The 15367-nt window shown below is 65.5% G+C and carries 11 protein-coding genes and 1 pseudogene; 7 read left to right on the top strand and 5 right to left on the bottom strand.

All coding sequences use genetic code 11. From position 1 onward, the window contains the following. Nucleotides 1-153 precede the first annotated feature (153 nt). Nucleotides 154-1377 carry a citrate transporter gene (locus ACVMIH_RS05325; RefSeq protein ID WP_456860932.1) on the top strand — a complete coding sequence of 408 codons (1224 nt, stop codon included), beginning with the start codon at nt 154-156 and terminating at the stop codon, nt 1375-1377. Between the two features lie 114 nt (nt 1378-1491). Beyond that, on the top strand, nt 1492-1926 hold the full coding sequence (locus tag ACVMIH_RS05320) for a hypothetical protein (RefSeq protein WP_229193149.1): 435 nt from the start codon (nt 1492-1494) through the stop codon (nt 1924-1926). Between the two features lie 245 nt (nt 1927-2171). Here the strand turns inward: ACVMIH_RS05320 and ACVMIH_RS05315 are convergent, their stop codons facing one another. Both ACVMIH_RS05315 and ACVMIH_RS05310 read right to left on the bottom strand, forming a co-directional pair. Further along, nucleotides 2172-2390, bottom strand: a complete 219-nt coding sequence (locus ACVMIH_RS05315) for a hypothetical protein (protein WP_229193148.1) — start codon at nt 2388-2390, stop codon at nt 2172-2174. 122 nt (nt 2391-2512) lie between these two features. Continuing rightward, on the bottom strand, nt 2513-3451 hold the full coding sequence (locus ACVMIH_RS05310; protein ID WP_057019977.1) for a GlxA family transcriptional regulator: 939 nt from the start codon (nt 3449-3451) through the stop codon (nt 2513-2515). A gap of 140 nt (nt 3452-3591) precedes the next feature. Between ACVMIH_RS05310 and ACVMIH_RS05305 the strand changes: the two genes are divergently transcribed. Next, nucleotides 3592-4278 (top strand): DJ-1/PfpI family protein, encoded by a 687-nt coding sequence (locus ACVMIH_RS05305; protein ID WP_057019976.1) that lies wholly within the window; start codon nt 3592-3594, stop codon nt 4276-4278. Nucleotides 4279-4651: 373 nt separating this feature from the next. Here ACVMIH_RS05305 and ACVMIH_RS05300 read toward each other — a convergent pair whose 3' ends face one another. After that, nucleotides 4652-5062 carry an NADH:ubiquinone oxidoreductase subunit NDUFA12 gene (locus ACVMIH_RS05300; protein WP_057019975.1) on the bottom strand — a complete coding sequence of 137 codons (411 nt, stop codon included), beginning with the start codon at nt 5060-5062 and terminating at the stop codon, nt 4652-4654. Between the two features lie 269 nt (nt 5063-5331). On the opposite strand from ACVMIH_RS05300, the gene ACVMIH_RS05295 reads away from it, so the two are divergent. After that, nucleotides 5332-5886, top strand: coding sequence for a BA14K family protein (locus ACVMIH_RS05295; RefSeq protein ID WP_253590373.1), 555 nt, complete (start codon nt 5332-5334; stop codon nt 5884-5886). A 67-nt stretch (nt 5887-5953) separates the two neighbouring features. Here ACVMIH_RS05295 and ACVMIH_RS05290 read toward each other — a convergent pair. Further along, a pseudogene (locus ACVMIH_RS05290) lies at nt 5954-6815 on the bottom strand (DMT family transporter). Between the two features lie 180 nt (nt 6816-6995). Between ACVMIH_RS05290 and ACVMIH_RS05285 the strand changes: the two are divergent. Both ACVMIH_RS05285 and ACVMIH_RS05280 read left to right on the top strand, forming a co-directional pair. Beyond that, nucleotides 6996-7400 carry a response regulator gene (locus ACVMIH_RS05285; RefSeq protein WP_026192708.1) on the top strand — a complete coding sequence of 135 codons (405 nt, stop codon included), beginning with the start codon at nt 6996-6998 and terminating at the stop codon, nt 7398-7400. A gap of 19 nt (nt 7401-7419) precedes the next feature. Next, nucleotides 7420-9657, top strand: a complete 2238-nt coding sequence (locus ACVMIH_RS05280; RefSeq protein ID WP_141342640.1) for a CHASE3 domain-containing protein — start codon at nt 7420-7422, stop codon at nt 9655-9657. Nucleotides 9658-9663: 6 nt separating this feature from the next. Here ACVMIH_RS05280 and ACVMIH_RS05275 read toward each other — a convergent pair whose 3' ends face one another. Beyond that, the gene (locus ACVMIH_RS05275) at nt 9664-10557 is read right to left on the bottom strand and encodes a DMT family transporter (protein ID WP_456860929.1); all 894 of its coding nucleotides are present in this window, start codon (nt 10555-10557) and stop codon (nt 9664-9666) included. Between the two features lie 803 nt (nt 10558-11360). Here ACVMIH_RS05275 and ACVMIH_RS05270 point away from each other — a divergent pair. Further along, nucleotides 11361-15134 (top strand): vitamin B12-dependent ribonucleotide reductase, encoded by a 3774-nt coding sequence (locus tag ACVMIH_RS05270; RefSeq protein ID WP_456860928.1) that lies wholly within the window; start codon nt 11361-11363, stop codon nt 15132-15134. Nucleotides 15135-15367: the final 233 nt, after the last annotated feature.

The following is a 15367-nucleotide window of genomic DNA, read 5'->3' as shown; positions in this document are numbered from 1 at the left end:
CGCGGCGACGTGGCTGGCGTCGTTCCCGATCGGGGCTCGCGAGCGCATCGCGAGCCTCTTGCGGCGTTAGTGCGCCTTGAAGTTCCCCACGCCGCGCGATAGTGCCGCCGTCAGCGCTTCACGCCGCCGGGCACTCCAGCCATCGAGATCGACTTGCTCACGCCACTCCTCGTCTACGGTATCCCGCTCGATTTCATCCTGTTCGCGCTGACGCTGCTCGGCGTCGCGATCTTCCATCACCACACGCTCGCGGTGGCGCTGACGGGCCTTGCCGCGATCGTCGCCTACAAGCTGCTGTTCGCGGGCTTTGCGAAATTCGGCGCGGGCCTGCCCGGTCTTGCGCATCACATCGAGCATGAGTGGGTCACGCTCGCCAACCTGTTCCTGCTCCTGATGGGCTTTGCGCTGCTGTCGCGCCATTTCGAGGAGAGCCGCATTCCCGACGAGATGCCGGCGCTGCTGCCCGATGACTGGAAGGGCGGACTGATCCTGCTGGTGATCGTGTTCGTGCTGTCGGGCTTCCTCGACAATATCGCGGCCGCGCTGATCGGCGGCACCGTGGCCCGCCACGTGTTCCGTGGCCGCGTCCATATCGGCTATCTCGCGGCGATCGTCGCCGCATCGAATGCCGGCGGCGCCGGCAGCGTCGTCGGCGACACCACGACGACGATGATGTGGATCGACGGCATCAGCCCGCTCACGGTCGTGGAGGCCTATGTCGCAGCCATCGTCGCGATGCTGGTGTTTGCGGTGCCGGCCTCGCTGCAACAGCACCGCTTTTCGCCGATCGTGAAGGATGCACCGTCCGGCCTCAGAATCGACTGGGCGCGGGTTGCGATCGTGGCCGTGATCCTGCTCGCCGCGCTGACGGCCAATGTGACGGCCAATCTGAAGTTCCCCGCGCTGCTCGATACGCTGCCCGTGCTCGGGCTCGCGGTCTGGGCCGCGATCCTGGTCACCTCGGTGCTGCGGCGGCCGGACTGGTCGGTGATGCCCGAGACGCTGAAGGGCACCGTCTTCCTGCTCGCGCTGGTGACGGCGGCCTCGATGATGCCGGTCGAAAAATTGCCCACCGCATCGTGGCAGACCGCGCTCGGGCTCGGCTTCGTCTCGGCGGTGTTCGACAATATTCCCCTGACCGCGCTGGCGCTGAAGCAAGGCGGCTATGACTGGGGCTTCCTCGCCTACGCGGTCGGATTTGGCGGGTCGATGGTCTGGTTCGGCTCGTCGGCGGGCGTTGCAGTGTCCAACATGTACCCGGAAGCCAAATCGGTGGTCCGCTGGATCACCCAAGGCTGGCCGATCATGGCGGCCTATGTCGTCGGCTTCTTTGTGATGCTCGCACTGCTTGGCTGGCATCCCGACGCGCCACATTGACGCAACACAATGCTGCAGTGCACAATTGCGCTTACCTCAAAACTGTGGAAAATCGAGACAATTCCGTTGACATTGCTAAACTCCATTCGCCGTAACAAGTTATGGAGAGTTCGCATGAGTGTTAGTGCAGAAGTCCTCGCCCGCGCTCCGTCGGAGCAGATGGAGGACGAAATCAACACGGTGACTTCGCATCGACCACGCAGCAACATCCGGCCCCTCTCGCCGATGCCGGACTATGTCGAGCATCGCAACGGCGTCAACGAGGTGGGCAAGCTGTCGGCCGAGGCGGTCGTGCGCGAATATGAAGCGGCGGTGAAAGAGATCGAGGCCCTTGGATCGGAACTGCAACTGGCCGCCAAGAACTGCGAGGTCATGGTCGCAGGCGTTCATGACATGATCGCGGAGATCAAGGAGTTCGCTGCCGGTTACCGCGATCAGGGCAAGCGCTTCTTCCTGCAGATCGAAGCCGTCTCGCTGATGACCGCGGAGGTCAGGGATACCTGCGAAGCACTCAAGAAGAAGATCGCAACCGATACATTGGGCCAGTGATCTTTCGGTTGAAGCACGGTTCGCGATCAGAGCATCCGTGGATCTCTGCGATCGTGGGCTGATCCGGTATTGGTGAATGACTGCGCTATTCCGGCGCGGCGGAACCGTTAGTTCTATTCAAGACCAAGTCGCTCAAGACTAAGTCGTTCAACATCTTGCCCCGCTTCGGCGGGGCTTTTTGTTGCGAGACGAGTGATCTCAGCACGGGTCGCGTGCTCGAACCGGCCGGACCTTTGTCCATGACCTTAGCGCGCGTCAGCGGCACGCCCGGTCATGTCCGTCGCCGGTGGCAAATCGGATATCGCGGACCAGCGATCGCTGAAATCCTTGGCCGGGAGCGTGTCCGTGCCGGCGACGGCAATGCCGTCGGTCCGGGGCGCGTGCGACTTGATGGTCGCGGCGGTCGCGGTGACAGCCAGCAGGGCGACAGCCACGAACCCGGTAATCGTTCGATGCTTTGTCATTAGAACCTCCTCGGGTCCCCAATGCCCACTTAACGTGGGTCACGGGAACCCTCGTCAGGTTCATCACTGCAAAGACGACATGGATCGCGTGAAATCGGACAACGAGCTTGTCCCAAACGCGCCTACCCGGCCCGCGCCGCACGCCGTAGCGATTGCGGCGGCTGGCCGAAGGCGCGGATGAAGGCGCGGCGCATCCGCTCAGGATCGCGGAAGCCGGTGATCTCGGCGACGCGCTCGATCGCCTCGCCCGACGACTGCACGCGCTGCCGCGCGACTTCGATCCTGAGCCGCTCGACCGCTTTCGACGGCGTCGTGCCGGTCTCCGCGATGAAGGCGCGGGTGAAATGCCGCGAACTCATCCCGGCCTTGTCGGCGAGGTTCTCGACCGTCAGCGGCGCATCGAGATGCTCGCGCGCCCAGGCGAGCAGCGGCCCGAACCGGCCGTTCGGCGTCTTCAATTCCAGCAGCGAGGAAAACTGCGACTGCCCGCCGCTGCGCCGATGATACAGCACGAGTTGCCGCGCGGTGTTCTGCGCGACCTCGTCGCCATAGTCCTCGGTGATCATCGCGAGCGCGAGGTCGATGCCGGCGGTGATGCCGGCCGAACTCCAGATATTGCCGTCGCGGACGAAGATCTGGTCCGGCTCGAGCTTGATCTTCGGATAGGTCTTCACGAAATGCGGCGTGCGCTGCCAATGCGTAGTGGCGCGGCGGCCGTCGAGCAGGCCCGCCTCGGCCAGCACATAGGCGCCCGAGCAGACGCTGGCGACGCGAATGCCGCGGCCGGCCATCCGCCGCACGAATGACAGCGTGGCTGGACAGGTCGCCGGCGTGCGCACACCGTTGCCGCCGGCAATGATCAACGTCGTGATCGCCGTCGATGGCTTGAAGCCGCGTGCGAGCATCTCGACACCGGACGAAGAGCGCACCGGTCCTGCCTTCACCGCAAGCGTCCTGATCGCCGGCGCGTTGTTGGCGAAGCGCGCCGCGATCTCGAAGGCCGCGATCGGCCCGGCCGCGTCGAGCAGCTGGAAGTCGGGAAAGATCAGGATGCCGATCATCGCCAAATCCTCGCGGGTGACGTTACTTTCCTGGCAGCCCTCTCTCAGGAGCCTTCGTCCGAAAATGAGGGAAATACGCCATTTTGGACGAGAGGCCATCATGACATCGTGGTTCCGTCAAGCGCTATTTGGAGCCCCCGATGACCGAACCCCTGCAGATTGGATTGCTCGTCTTCCCGAAGGTGACCCAGCTCGACCTGACCGGTCCGCTGCAGGTGTTTTCCTCGGTCCCCGGCGCCAAGGTCCATCTGATCTGGAAGCGCATCGAACCCGTTCCGACTGATTCCGTCATGGTCCTGACGCCGACCACGACCTTTGCCGATTGCCCGCAGCTCGACGTGATCTGCGTGCCCGGCGGCTTCGGCACCGACGACATGGTCGGCGACGAGGAGATGCTGGCCTTCCTGCGCAAGCAGGCCGAGGGTGCGAAATACGTCACGTCGGTCTGCACGGGATCGCTGGTGCTCGGCGCGGCCGGCCTGCTCAAGGGCTATCGCGCCACCACGCATTGGAGCTCGATTGATTTCCTGTCGGGCTTCGGGGCCATTCCGACCAGGACGCGCGTCTGCGTCGACCGCAACCGCTTCACCGGCGGCGGCGTCACCGCGGGCATCGACTTCGCGCTGACGCTGGTGTCGGAGCTCGTCGACCGCAAGACCGCGGAAGCGATCCAGCTCAGGCTCGAATACAACCCGGCCCCGCCGTTCAACGCGGGCTCGCCGGAGACCGCACCGGCCGAGATCCTCGCTTTCATGAAAGAGCGGATCGCGCCGTCGCAGGCGCGCCGCGCCGACTTGATGGGCCGTGCCGCGGCACGGCTGTCCTGACCTGATTGCCGCAAAGAAAAAGGCCGCCCGGTTTCCCGAGCGGCCCTTCCTGTCTCACGGTAGCCTCACATTTGCGGGCGATTTCAGGACGTCTGTACCGGGGGCCTATCTCCCGGCCGCATCCAACTCGGAGGCCGCTGCACATCGGGACAGTCGCGATCTGGAGCCCGATCCGACGCGATGGTTTCCCATCTCCGTAAGATGGCCCTATTGAGCCGCGAACCCGCGCCCGGCGCAAGCGGGCAGCATCGGCTGCAGCCCACCTGTCCCCGCTGTTACCGTTGTTCACAGGCGCGCGCTTGCGCTGCCGGGCGCGTGTGCGATGCACGCTCGTCGTTACGCACGTGCACGTCAGAACAACAATGCGTGAAAGTCAGCTTCCCGGCGTCCAGGCGTGATAGTCGCCGGTCGCCTTGGGGCGGCGGCCGCTCGCCAGCGTCGAGCCGGACGGGCGGTAAGCCTGCGCGGTGCCGGTCAGGTTCGGCAGATGCGGCTTCTCCCATTCGCGCGCCTGGTAGCTCTCCTCGGTCGGCGGCACATCAACCGTGTGATGCAGCCAGCCGTGCCAGCCGGCCGGAATGCGGGAGGCTTCGGCGTAGCCGTTGTAGACCACCCAGCGGCGCTCGAAATGCAGCGTCGGGTCGATCTCACCGCCCTTGGTGCGGTAATAGCGGTTGCCCTGCTCGTCCTCGCCGACCAGTTCGCCGAATCGCGAGGTCCACAATTGCGTGCCAAAGGTCTGGCCATTCCACCAGGTGAAGAATTTCAGCAGGAATTGTTTCATGCGTGGCCGGTCGTCGGTTCGAGACTATGCGGCTCTGATGCCACCTCATTCCCCAAATGTCCAGCCGCCGCCAAGGTAGCCCCGCACCCCTCGGACAGCCCCCGGTTTATGCACCCGTTTGGCGACCAAATGACGCGCTCACGAGGAGTTTTGTTCAGCTGCCATACATGAGCCGCCGGCTACGCGAAGATGACCCACAATCAATGTGGAGCACGGGAACGTCCGACCACAGAGATGGTTAGACATTCACCGTTTTGATGGAGTCCAAAATGATTAATATGAAGGTTCTGAGCACCGCCGCGGCTCTGGCGCTTGCGCTGCCGTTGGCTGTGGCGCCGACCGTTTCGTTCGCCCAGTCTGCCGCACAGATGGGTGCGATGGGCGGCGGCGGCGGCCACGTTGGCGGCGGCGGTGGTGGCGGCTTTGGCGGCGGCCGCGGAGGCGGAGGTGCCATGGGCGGCGGCGGTGGCGGCGGCTGGCACGGCGGCGGTGGCGGTGGTCACTGGGCCGGTGGTGGCGGCGGCGGTTGGCGCGGCGGTGGCGGCTGGCACGGCGGGTATCATCGTGGCGGCGGATTCTGGCCCGGCGCGGTGGCCGGTGCGGTCGTCGGCGGCGCCCTCGCCTCGGGCGCTTATTACGGATCCGGCTATGGCTACGGCCCCGGCTATTATGACGACAGCTACGGCTATTACGATGAACCGTCTGTCGCCGTGGAGGTGCCGAGTGGCGGCGGCGCCAGCTACTGCGCGCAGCGCTACAGGTCCTACGATCCTGCCTCGGGCACCTATCTCGGCTATGACGGCCGGCGGCATCCCTGCCCGTAATGAAGGCCTGAATTCTTGATTGCAAAAGGGCGGCGCCAGCGCCGCCCTTTTTTCATGTACGCAAGTCTTATGTGCGCAAGGCGACCGCGACGGCCGCGAACGTCACCACGAGCGCTGCGATGTCGCTCGTGCTGAGCGGCTCGCGCAGCATCGCCGCTGCCGCAAGCACGCCGACGACGGGGACCAGCAGCGTGCCGATCGACGCGGTCGCCGCCGGCAATCGCTCGAGCGCCGCAAACCAGCAGACATAGCAAAGGCAGAACTGGATCAGCGTCATGTAGATCATCGACGCCCAGCCGAACTGCGACAGCGTGGCGAGCTGCGGCTGCTCGATCATGATGCCGATGATTGCGATCGGCACGCAGCCGATCGCAAGCTGCCAGGCCGCGAGCGACAGCGGCGGCATCGCGAGCTTGAACGATTTGGTCAGCACCGTGCCGAGCCCGACGCAGACCGCGCCGGCGAGCGCGAACAGAATCCCCGGCAGCTTGCCGAGGCTTGCGTCGATGCCGCCGCCGCCGATCAGCACCGTTCCCGGCGAGCGCCACCGCAAGCGCAAGCGCACGCGGCAGCGACACGCGCTCGCCGAGCACCGGCCAGGCCACCAGCGCGACCCACACCGGAATCGATATCCCGAGCACGGCCGCCTCGCTGGCCCGCAGCCAGATCAGCGCGAGGCCCATGGACGCGACCCAGCCGCCGATCGACAGCGTCGACACCAGAGCAAGCCGCAACCACATGCCGTCGGGCACGCGCAGTGTCTGTCCCCGCACCAGCGCGACCAGGCCGAGTGCAACCGCGCCGACCACGCCGCACAGCCCGCGCGCGGACAGCGGCGGCCACTGTCCCCAGCCGATCGAGGCGACCACCAGGAATGCGACGCCAAGCGGTGACAGCGGGGCGCGGCCGGCGATGGGAACTGCGGTCATGGACCTGTCGTAAAGGGGATGGACAAATACAGGTGATGTGTCACGGCTAGCTGGAAATCTGCTTGTCAGCAAACAGCATATGCATTCTATGATACAGACTTTCCGTTTAGGTTCCGCCTTAATTGACGAACAGGCCAAGCGAGTCGCCGGCACGCGAGGCCGTTAGAAAGAGGATGCATCGTGCCGAGCGTTCTCGTGGTTGATGACGACCCGATGGTGTGCGTTGCCATCGAGGTGTGTCTGCAACGCCAGGGCTTCGAGGTGACCGTCGCCGATGGCGGTGAAGCCGGCATGCGCGCGCTCGAGCAGGCCACCTTCGACGTCATGCTGGTCGACGTCTTCATGCCGCATATGCGCGGGTTCGAGGCGATCCGCGTCTTCCACGAGCGTGCCCCCGATATTCCCGTCATCGCGATGTCCGGCTATGCCTTCGCCAATGCCGATCGCGCGCCGGACTTCCTACGGATGACGATCGAGCTCGGCGCGTCCGCCTGCCTGCGCAAGCCGTTCACCCCGCAGGCGCTGATTGCCGCCGTTAACGAATGTCTTGCGAAGTATGCACCTTCCGCTCGTCTTTCGAAATAATTGCTCGTACTAATCGTCGATGGCTTCCCAGCGTCTCATTCTCGGCAGCGGCCTTGCGATCCTCCTCGTCATCAGCGCGGCGTCGATCGGGTTGGACGTCAAGTCGCGCAGCGAGATTGATTCGGTCGATCGCACGCTCAGCATCCTGAAGCGCATTTCGGACGCGCGTCAGCTGCCGCGCAGCGTCGAGAGCGCGGCGCGCGGTTTCGCGCTGACCGGCGATGCGTCCTTTGCCGACGAGTTTCGCGAGCAGAGCGCAGCCCTCACCGCGGCCTTCGACGATCTGATGGCGGCGGTGACGTCGGCCCCCGAGGAGGCGCAGCTGATCACGGGCACCAGGGTCGAGGTCCAGCGTGCCATTGCGCTCGGCGCCGAGCTGATCAGGTTGCGCAGCGCGGGCGACACGGCCGGCGCCGCGGCGCTGGTCTCCGCCGGCGAGAGCCGCGCGCTGACCGACAAGGTCGGCGCGGCGCTCGACCGCCTGGTCACCGAAGAGCGCCGCCTGCTCCGGATTCGCACCGACCAGTCCAAGACCAATGGACGGCTGCTGCTGATGATCGATCTCGCCGGCGTGGCGATGATCCTGCTGCTCGCGATCGCGCTGACGGTGACGGCCCGGCGCGCCAGCCGCGAACTGCAGGGCGCGCTCAGCGCGACCAAGGCGACCAATCTGTCGCTCGAGGGCAAGGTCGCCGATCGCACCAAGGATCTCGGTGCCGCGCTCGAAGAGCTCCGCCGTTCCACCTCGGTGATGGAAACCACCTTCCGCACCATGGCGGAGGCGGTGCTGGTGATCGACAGCGCCGGCACCGTGCTGCTGTCGAACCCGGCCGCCGAGAAGATGCTGCGCTACAAGCCGGGCATGACGGTCCGGCAGCTGCGCGCCATGAGCAACGTGTTCCAGTCCGACGGCGTCACGCCGATGCAGGCCGACGACATGCCGTCGGCCAGGACGCTGCGCGGCGAGGAATTCGACGGGCTGGAATTCGTCGCCAAGCCGGTGCGCGGCGCGCCGGAGATTCACCTCGTGGTGTCGGGCCGGCCGCTGCGCGATGGCGACGACACCGTCACCGGCGCGGCGCTGATCTATCACGACATCACCGCCTCGCGCGAAACCGAGCACAAGCTGCAGCAGGCACAGAAGCTCGACGCCATCGGCAAGCTGACCGGCGGCGTCGCGCACGACTTCAACAACATGCTGACGGTCATCACCGGCACCACCGAGACGCTGGTCGACAGCCTGCGCGCCCAGCCGCAGCTCGCGAAAACCGCCGAGCTGATCGACCGCGCCGCCGAGCGCTGCCGCGAGCTGATCCAGCATCTGCTCGCCTTCGCGCGCCGCCAGCCGCTGGAGCCGCGCACCGTCGACATCAACGGCACCGTGGTCGACATCGCCAAGCTGCTGCGGCCGACGCTCGGCGAGCAGATCGAGATCAGTTCGGTGCTGGCACCCGATGTCGCCAGCGTCCATATCGATCCGTCGCAGCTTGCCAACTCGCTGCTCAACATGGCGATCAACGCCCGCGACGCGATGCCGAACGGCGGCAAGCTGCTGTTCGAGACCAGCAACATCGTGCTCGACGACGCCTATGCGGCTGTCAATCCCGACATCACGCCGGGCCGCTACGTGCTGCTCGCGGTCAGCGACACCGGCACCGGCATGTCGCACGCGGTGCAGGACAAGGTGTTCGAGCCGTTCTTCACCACCAAGGAAGTCGGCAAGGGCTCCGGCCTCGGCATGAGCATGGTCTACGGCTTCGTCAAGCAGTCCGGCGGACATATCAAGATCTACAGCGAGGAAGGCCACGGCACCACGATCAAGCTCTATCTGCCCCCTGCCCGCGGCCAGGTCGAGGTCGAGGCGCCCCCGCCGGAGCCGGTGCGGCGCGGCAGCGAAGTCATCCTGGTGGTGGAAGACGACCAGCTGGTGCGCAACTACGTCGTCACGCAGCTAGGCGCGCTCGGCTACAAGACCATCGCCGTGCCCGACGCCCGCGCCGCGCTGGCCCTGGTCGACAAGGGCGAGAAGTTCGACCTCCTGTTCACCGACGTGATCATGCCCGGCGGCATGAACGGCCGCCAGCTCGCCGACGAGGTGCAGAAACGCCGCCCCGGCATCAAGGTGCTCTACACCTCGGGCTACACCGAGAACGCGATCGTGCATCACGGCCGCCTCGACGAGGGCGTGCTGCTGCTGGCCAAGCCCTACCGCAAGGCGCAGCTCGCCAGCATGCTGCAGCAGGCGCTCGGCGAGTGATGTGAGCTACCTCGTCGCCAGCGCGACGCCGGCGAGGGTGAACAGCAGCGCGACGATCTGGCTTGGCCCCAGCGGCTCGTGCAATGCGACCGCGGAGGCCACCACGCCGATGACAGGCACCGCCATGGTGCCGATCGCCGCGACCGAGGCCGGCAGGCGGGCGAGCGCGGCGAACCACGCGACATAGGCGACGCAGAACTGGATCAGCGTCGAATAGACCAGCAGCCACCAGCCGACGGTCGTGATGCGGTCGACATGCGTGGTCTCGATCATCATGCCGACGATCGCGATCGGCACGCAGCCGAGGCCGATCTGCCAGGCGGCGGCCGGGATCGGCGGCATCACCAGCGGATATTTCTTCGCCAGCACCGTGCCGAGCGCAAAGCCGAAGGCGCCGCCGAGCGCCATGATGATTCCCGGCAGCTTCTCCTTGCTTGCGGTGATGCCGCTGCCGCCCATGATCGCGGCGAGGCCTGCAAAGGCCATCACCAGCGCGATGGTCCGCAGCAGCGTCGGCCGCTCGCCGAGCACCGGCCAGGCCAGCAGCGAGGCCCATACCGGCATCGTGTAGGCGATCAGCGCGGCCTCGCTCGCCGGCAGCCAGAGCAGCGCCAGCCCCATCAGCACCATCCAGCCGGTGACGTTGAGCGTCGCATAGAGCACGAGCCGCGGCCACAGCCGTTTCTCGACATGCAGGCTCTGGGCGCGGATCAGCGCCAGCACCGCCAGCAGCACGGCGCCGATCACCCCGGTGGTGCCGCGCAAGGTCAGCGGCGGCAGTTCGCTGAGCAGGAACTTGGTGGACGGCCAGTTGAACCCCCAGCCCACCGAGGTGATGGCGAGGAACATCAGGCCGGCGGGCGCAAGGCGCGGCCGCGCGGAAGGCTTCTGGACTGTCATGGAACCCGGCGGGGATGTGAGTCGGCCTCACCTTGCCCGCGATTTTGTCGCCCGACCATCACGGCTCTGACATGCCTGATCCGTACTTTGCCCGTAGGCCTACGTGAGTCCCCAAAATTCAATCCGGGACCGCGAATAAAAACTTCGCCTGTGAACAGCGGGGCGAAGCTCCGATCCACAGGCGATAGGAATTTTTTGGCTTGGGAATCCCTGAGGACTCACCGATAGTTGGCTCGATCACAGGCGCGGCACCGACCCCTGTTATCCCCCTCTTTCCACCATATTTAGTGTTTGATTCAGAAACTCGTACTAGTCCTTGACGGGCGTGACGGACATGGCCTAACTTTCAACCTGTTCGGCGCGAGTGTGTTTGGGTCCCCGCCGGTCGCTCCCACAAGGGTTCCAAAATGACCACTCCGCCAGGCCTTCGGGCCGCGGGTGAAGGGCTTTTCTGCCCTGATTTTGGGGCCGCCGTCGGGGACGACAAACGGGCCGCGAAGGACCCGGAAACAGAGGCCGTAACCGGCCCGCAAGAAGCGTACGCGTGACGTGTCGCGTGAAGCGTTTGGGGCGTTGAATGCATGACCCGGAGCACCCGACCAGTCGGGCGCCGCCGGGACGATGCCGCCGCAGGACCGGTCATACCGGCGCCCAGCGGATGAGAGAAAACAGGCCGGATCCACCGGCTGAGCTGCGGATGACGGGAGGCGTGCTGACGCGTGTTCCGAAGTCCGCGAACAGACAACATTCCGGCACCTGCGGGGAAACGTGGGGCCGGGCAGAAGAAGAGACGGGGCTCGACCATGCGAATCGAACGACGCAACACCACCAGCGGACAATCTCCCTACGCCGGGATCAATTTCCGCCTGACCACCTCAGAGATCCGCAATCCGGACGGCTCGGTCGTGTTCCGCGCCGAGAACGTCGAGGTTCCGGAGTTCTGGTCGCAGGTCGCCTCCGACGTGCTGGCGCAGAAGTATTTCCGCAAGGCCGGCGTCGCCGCGCGCCTGAAGAAGGTCGAGGAAGAGACCGTGCCGTCGTGGCTGTGGCGTTCGGTGCCCGACACCGAGGCGCTTGGCCTCCTGCCGGAGAACGAGCGCATCGTCGGCGAGACCTCGGCCAAGCAGGTGTTCGATCGCCTCGCCGGCTGCTGGACCTATTGGGGCTGGAAGGGCGGCTACTTCTCCACGGAAGAAGACGCCCTCGCCTTCTTCGACGAGCTCCGCTTCCAGCTCGCAAAGCAGATGGTCGCGCCGAACTCGCCGCAGTGGTTCAACACCGGGCTGCACTGGGCCTACGGCGTCGATGGCCCCGGCCAGGGCCACTATTATGTCGACTGGAAGACCGGCAAGCTGACCAAGTCGAAGTCGGCCTATGAGCATCCGCAGCCGCATGCCTGCTTCATCCAGGGCGTCGGCGACGACCTCGTCAACGAGGGCGGCATCATGGACCTCTGGGTGCGCGAGGCGCGCCTGTTCAAGTACGGCTCCGGCACCGGCTCGAACTTCTCGAGCCTGCGCGGCGAAGGCGAAAAGCTGTCCGGCGGCGGCCGCTCAAGCGGCCTGATGAGCTTCCTCAAGATCGGCGACCGCGCGGCGGGCGCGATCAAGTCGGGCGGCACCACCCGCCGCGCCGCCAAGATGGTGGTGGTCGACGCCGATCACCCCGATATCGAGACCTATATCGACTGGAAGGTGAAGGAGGAGCAGAAGGTCGCCGCCCTCGTCACCGGCTCCAAGATCAACCAGAAGCACCTCAAGGCCGTGATGAAGGCCTGCGTGAACTGCGAAGGCAGCGGCGACGACTGCTTCGATCCGGAGAAGAACCCTGCGCTCCGCCGCGAGATCAAGCTCGCGCGCCGCGCGCTGGTGCCGGACAACTACATCAAGCGCGTCATCCAGTTCGCCAAGCAAGGCTACAAGGACATCTCGTTCGACACCTACGACACCGACTGGGATTCCGAGGCCTACCTCACCGTCTCCGGCCAGAACTCCAACAACTCGGTGTCGCTGAAGGACGATTTTCTGCGCGCGGTGGAAACGGACGGTGATTGGAATCTCGTCGGCCGCACCACGAAGAAGGTGACCAAGACGCTGAAGGCCCGCGACCTCTGGGAGAAGATCGGCTACGCCGCCTGGGCGAGCGCCGATCCCGGCCTGCACTTCAACACCACGATGAACGACTGGCACACCTGCAAGGCGTCCGGCGACATCCGCGCGTCCAATCCGTGCTCGGAATACATGTTCCTGGACGACACGGCGTGCAACCTCGCCTCGGCCAACCTGCTGACGTTCTACAGCACCACCACCAAGCGGTTCGACATCGAGTCCTACGAGCACCTCTGCCGGCTCTGGACCATCGTGCTCGAAATCTCCGTCATGATGGCCCAGTTCCCGTCGAAGGCGATCGCCGAGCTGTCCTACGAATTCCGCACGCTCGGCCTCGGCTTCGCCAACATCGGCGGCCTGCTGATGACCATGGGCCTGCCCTATGACAGCAAGGAAGGCCGTTCGCTGTGCGGCGCGCTGACCGCTGTGATGACCGGCATCGCCTACAAGACCTCGGCCGAGATGGCGGCCGAGCTCGGCACCTTCCCGGGCTACAAGAAGAACGCCGCGCACATGCTGCGCGTGATCCGCAACCACCGCCGCGCCGCCCACGGCAACGCGGCCGGTTACGAGGCGCTCTCGGTCAACCCGGTGCCGCTCGATCACGCCTCCTGCCCGCAGGCGGACATCGTCACCCATGCCAGGCTGGCCTGGGATGACGCGTTGGCGCTCGGCGAGGTCAACGGCTATCGCAATGCCCAGACCACCGTGGTAGCGCCGACCGGCACCATCGGCCTCGTGATGGATTGCGACACCACCGGCATCGAGCCCGACTTCGCGCTGGTGAAGTTCAAAAAGCTCGCCGGCGGCGGCTACTTCAAGATCATCAACCAGGCGGTGCCGTCCGCGCTGCGCGCGCTCGGCTATCGCGAGAGCGAGATCGCGGAGATCGAGGCCTACGCCGTCGGCCACGGCTCGCTGTCGAATGCGCCCGGCATCAATGCCTCGACCCTGAAGGCCAAGGGCTTCACCGATGAAGCCATTGCCAAGGTGGAAAAGGCGCTGCCGACCGCGTTCGACATCAAGTTCGCCTTCAACAAGTGGACCTTTGGCGAGGACTTCATCCGCGACCAGCTCGGCATCGGCGCCGAGGCAATCTCCGCGCCCGGCTTCGACCTGCTCCAGGCCGTCGGCTTCACCAAGCGCGAGATCGAGGCCGCCAACGTGCACATCTGCGGCGCGATGACGGTCGAAGGCGCGCCTCATTTGAAGGCGGAGCACTATCCCGTGTTCGACTGCGCCAACCCCTGCGGCAAAATTGGAAAACGTTACCTCTCGGTCGAGAGCCACATCAGGATGATGGCGGCCTCGCAGCCGTTCATCTCGGGCGCGATCTCCAAGACCATCAACATGCCGAACGACGCCACGGTTGAGGACTGCAAGTCCGCCTACCTGCTGTCGTGGAAGCTGGCGCTGAAGGCCAACGCGCTGTACCGCGACGGCTCGAAGCTGTCGCAGCCGCTGAACTCGCAGCTCATCGCCGACGATGAGGACGAGGACGATGCGGTGGAAGCGCTCTACGAGAAGCCGATGGCGGCGCGTGCCGCCCAGGTTTCGGAGAAGATCGTCGAGAAGCTGGTCGAGCGCATCGTCGTGATGCGCGAGCGCGAGAAGATGCCGGACCGACGCAAGGGCTACACCCAGAAGGCGGTTGTCGGCGGCCACAAGGTGTATCTCCGCACCGGCGAATATGACGACGGACGGCTCGGCGAGATCTTCATCGACATGCACAAGGAAGGCGCGGCGCTGCGCTCCTTCATCAACAATTTTGCGATCGCAGTATCCCTGGGTCTGCAATACGGCGTGCCGCTGGAAGAGTATGTCGACGCCTTCACCTTCACCCGCTTCGAGCCCGCGGGCCCGGTGCAGGGCAACGACTCGATCAAGTACGCGACCTCGATCCTCGACTATGTCTTCCGCGAGCTCGCGGTGAGCTACATGGCGCGCTTCGATCTCGCCCATGTCGATCCGAACGAGTCTGGCTTCGACGCGCTCGGCAAGGGCGTCGAGGAAGGCAAGGAGCCGGATGAGGCCCCCGCCCAGCACCAAGCGACCAAGTACCTGTCGAAGGGCCTGACCCGGTCGCGCACCGACAACCTCGTCGTCATGCGCGGCGGCTCGGCCGCGGTGAGCCAAGGCGCCGACAACGCGCCCGCCGGCAACCGCGTCACCGCGCTCGCCTCCCACGGCGCAACCGCGCGCGGCGCCTCCGACACCGTCGAAGGCGCGGTCGCCCTGAAGCAGGAAGTCAGCCACGACCTCTCGCCGACCGAGAAGCTCGAGGCATTGAACTGGAGCAAGCCCGGCACTGCCGCAGCCGCCGCCCCAAGCAAGGCGGAACGTCGCGCCGAAGCCAAGGCCAAGGGCTACGAAGGCGAGATGTGCTCGGAGTGCGGCAACTTCACGCTGGTGCGGAATGGGACCTGCATGAAGTGCGATACGTGCGGCAGCACGACGGGGTGCAGCTAAAGCCAACTGCCACTTGCCGGATACATCGAAAAATCAAGGCTCTGGCTCGAGTTACCTCGAGCGCCACGCGATTGGTTGATTCTATTTTTGCCACAGTCGCGGACCTTGGGAAATGAGCGAAGCGGCATCCGGGACCGACACGCAGATCGTGGGATCGGCATTTACGCTTGCGGGCGACTTGCTCTGACTTCACGCGGCGCTTTATGCAGCCTCGTTCGCGGCGCCGTCTCCAT

It is taken from the genome of Bradyrhizobium sp. USDA 4503, assembly GCF_054055815.1.
This window is presented reverse-complemented; position numbering and strand designations above follow the sequence as displayed.

What these genes read in the sequence shown, in the direction of transcription:
- ACVMIH_RS05320 (WP_229193149.1), top strand. Translation starts at nt 1,492, where the DNA reads ATGAGTGTTAGTGCAGAAGTCCTCGCCCGCGCTCCGTCGGAGCAGATG.
- ACVMIH_RS05315 (WP_229193148.1), bottom strand. Translation starts at nt 2,390, where the DNA reads ATGACAAAGCATCGAACGATTACCGGGTTCGTGGCTGTCGCCCTGCTG.
- ACVMIH_RS05310 (WP_057019977.1), bottom strand. Translation starts at nt 3,451, where the DNA reads ATGATCGGCATCCTGATCTTTCCCGACTTCCAGCTGCTCGACGCGGCC.
- ACVMIH_RS05305 (WP_057019976.1), top strand. Translation starts at nt 3,592, where the DNA reads ATGACCGAACCCCTGCAGATTGGATTGCTCGTCTTCCCGAAGGTGACC.
- ACVMIH_RS05300 (WP_057019975.1), bottom strand. Translation starts at nt 5,062, where the DNA reads ATGAAACAATTCCTGCTGAAATTCTTCACCTGGTGGAATGGCCAGACC.
- ACVMIH_RS05295 (WP_253590373.1), top strand. Translation starts at nt 5,332, where the DNA reads ATGATTAATATGAAGGTTCTGAGCACCGCCGCGGCTCTGGCGCTTGCG.
- ACVMIH_RS05280 (WP_141342640.1), top strand. Translation starts at nt 7,420, where the DNA reads ATGGCTTCCCAGCGTCTCATTCTCGGCAGCGGCCTTGCGATCCTCCTC.
- ACVMIH_RS05275 (WP_456860929.1), bottom strand. Translation starts at nt 10,557, where the DNA reads ATGACAGTCCAGAAGCCTTCCGCGCGGCCGCGCCTTGCGCCCGCCGGC.
- ACVMIH_RS05270 (WP_456860928.1), top strand. Translation starts at nt 11,361, where the DNA reads ATGCGAATCGAACGACGCAACACCACCAGCGGACAATCTCCCTACGCC.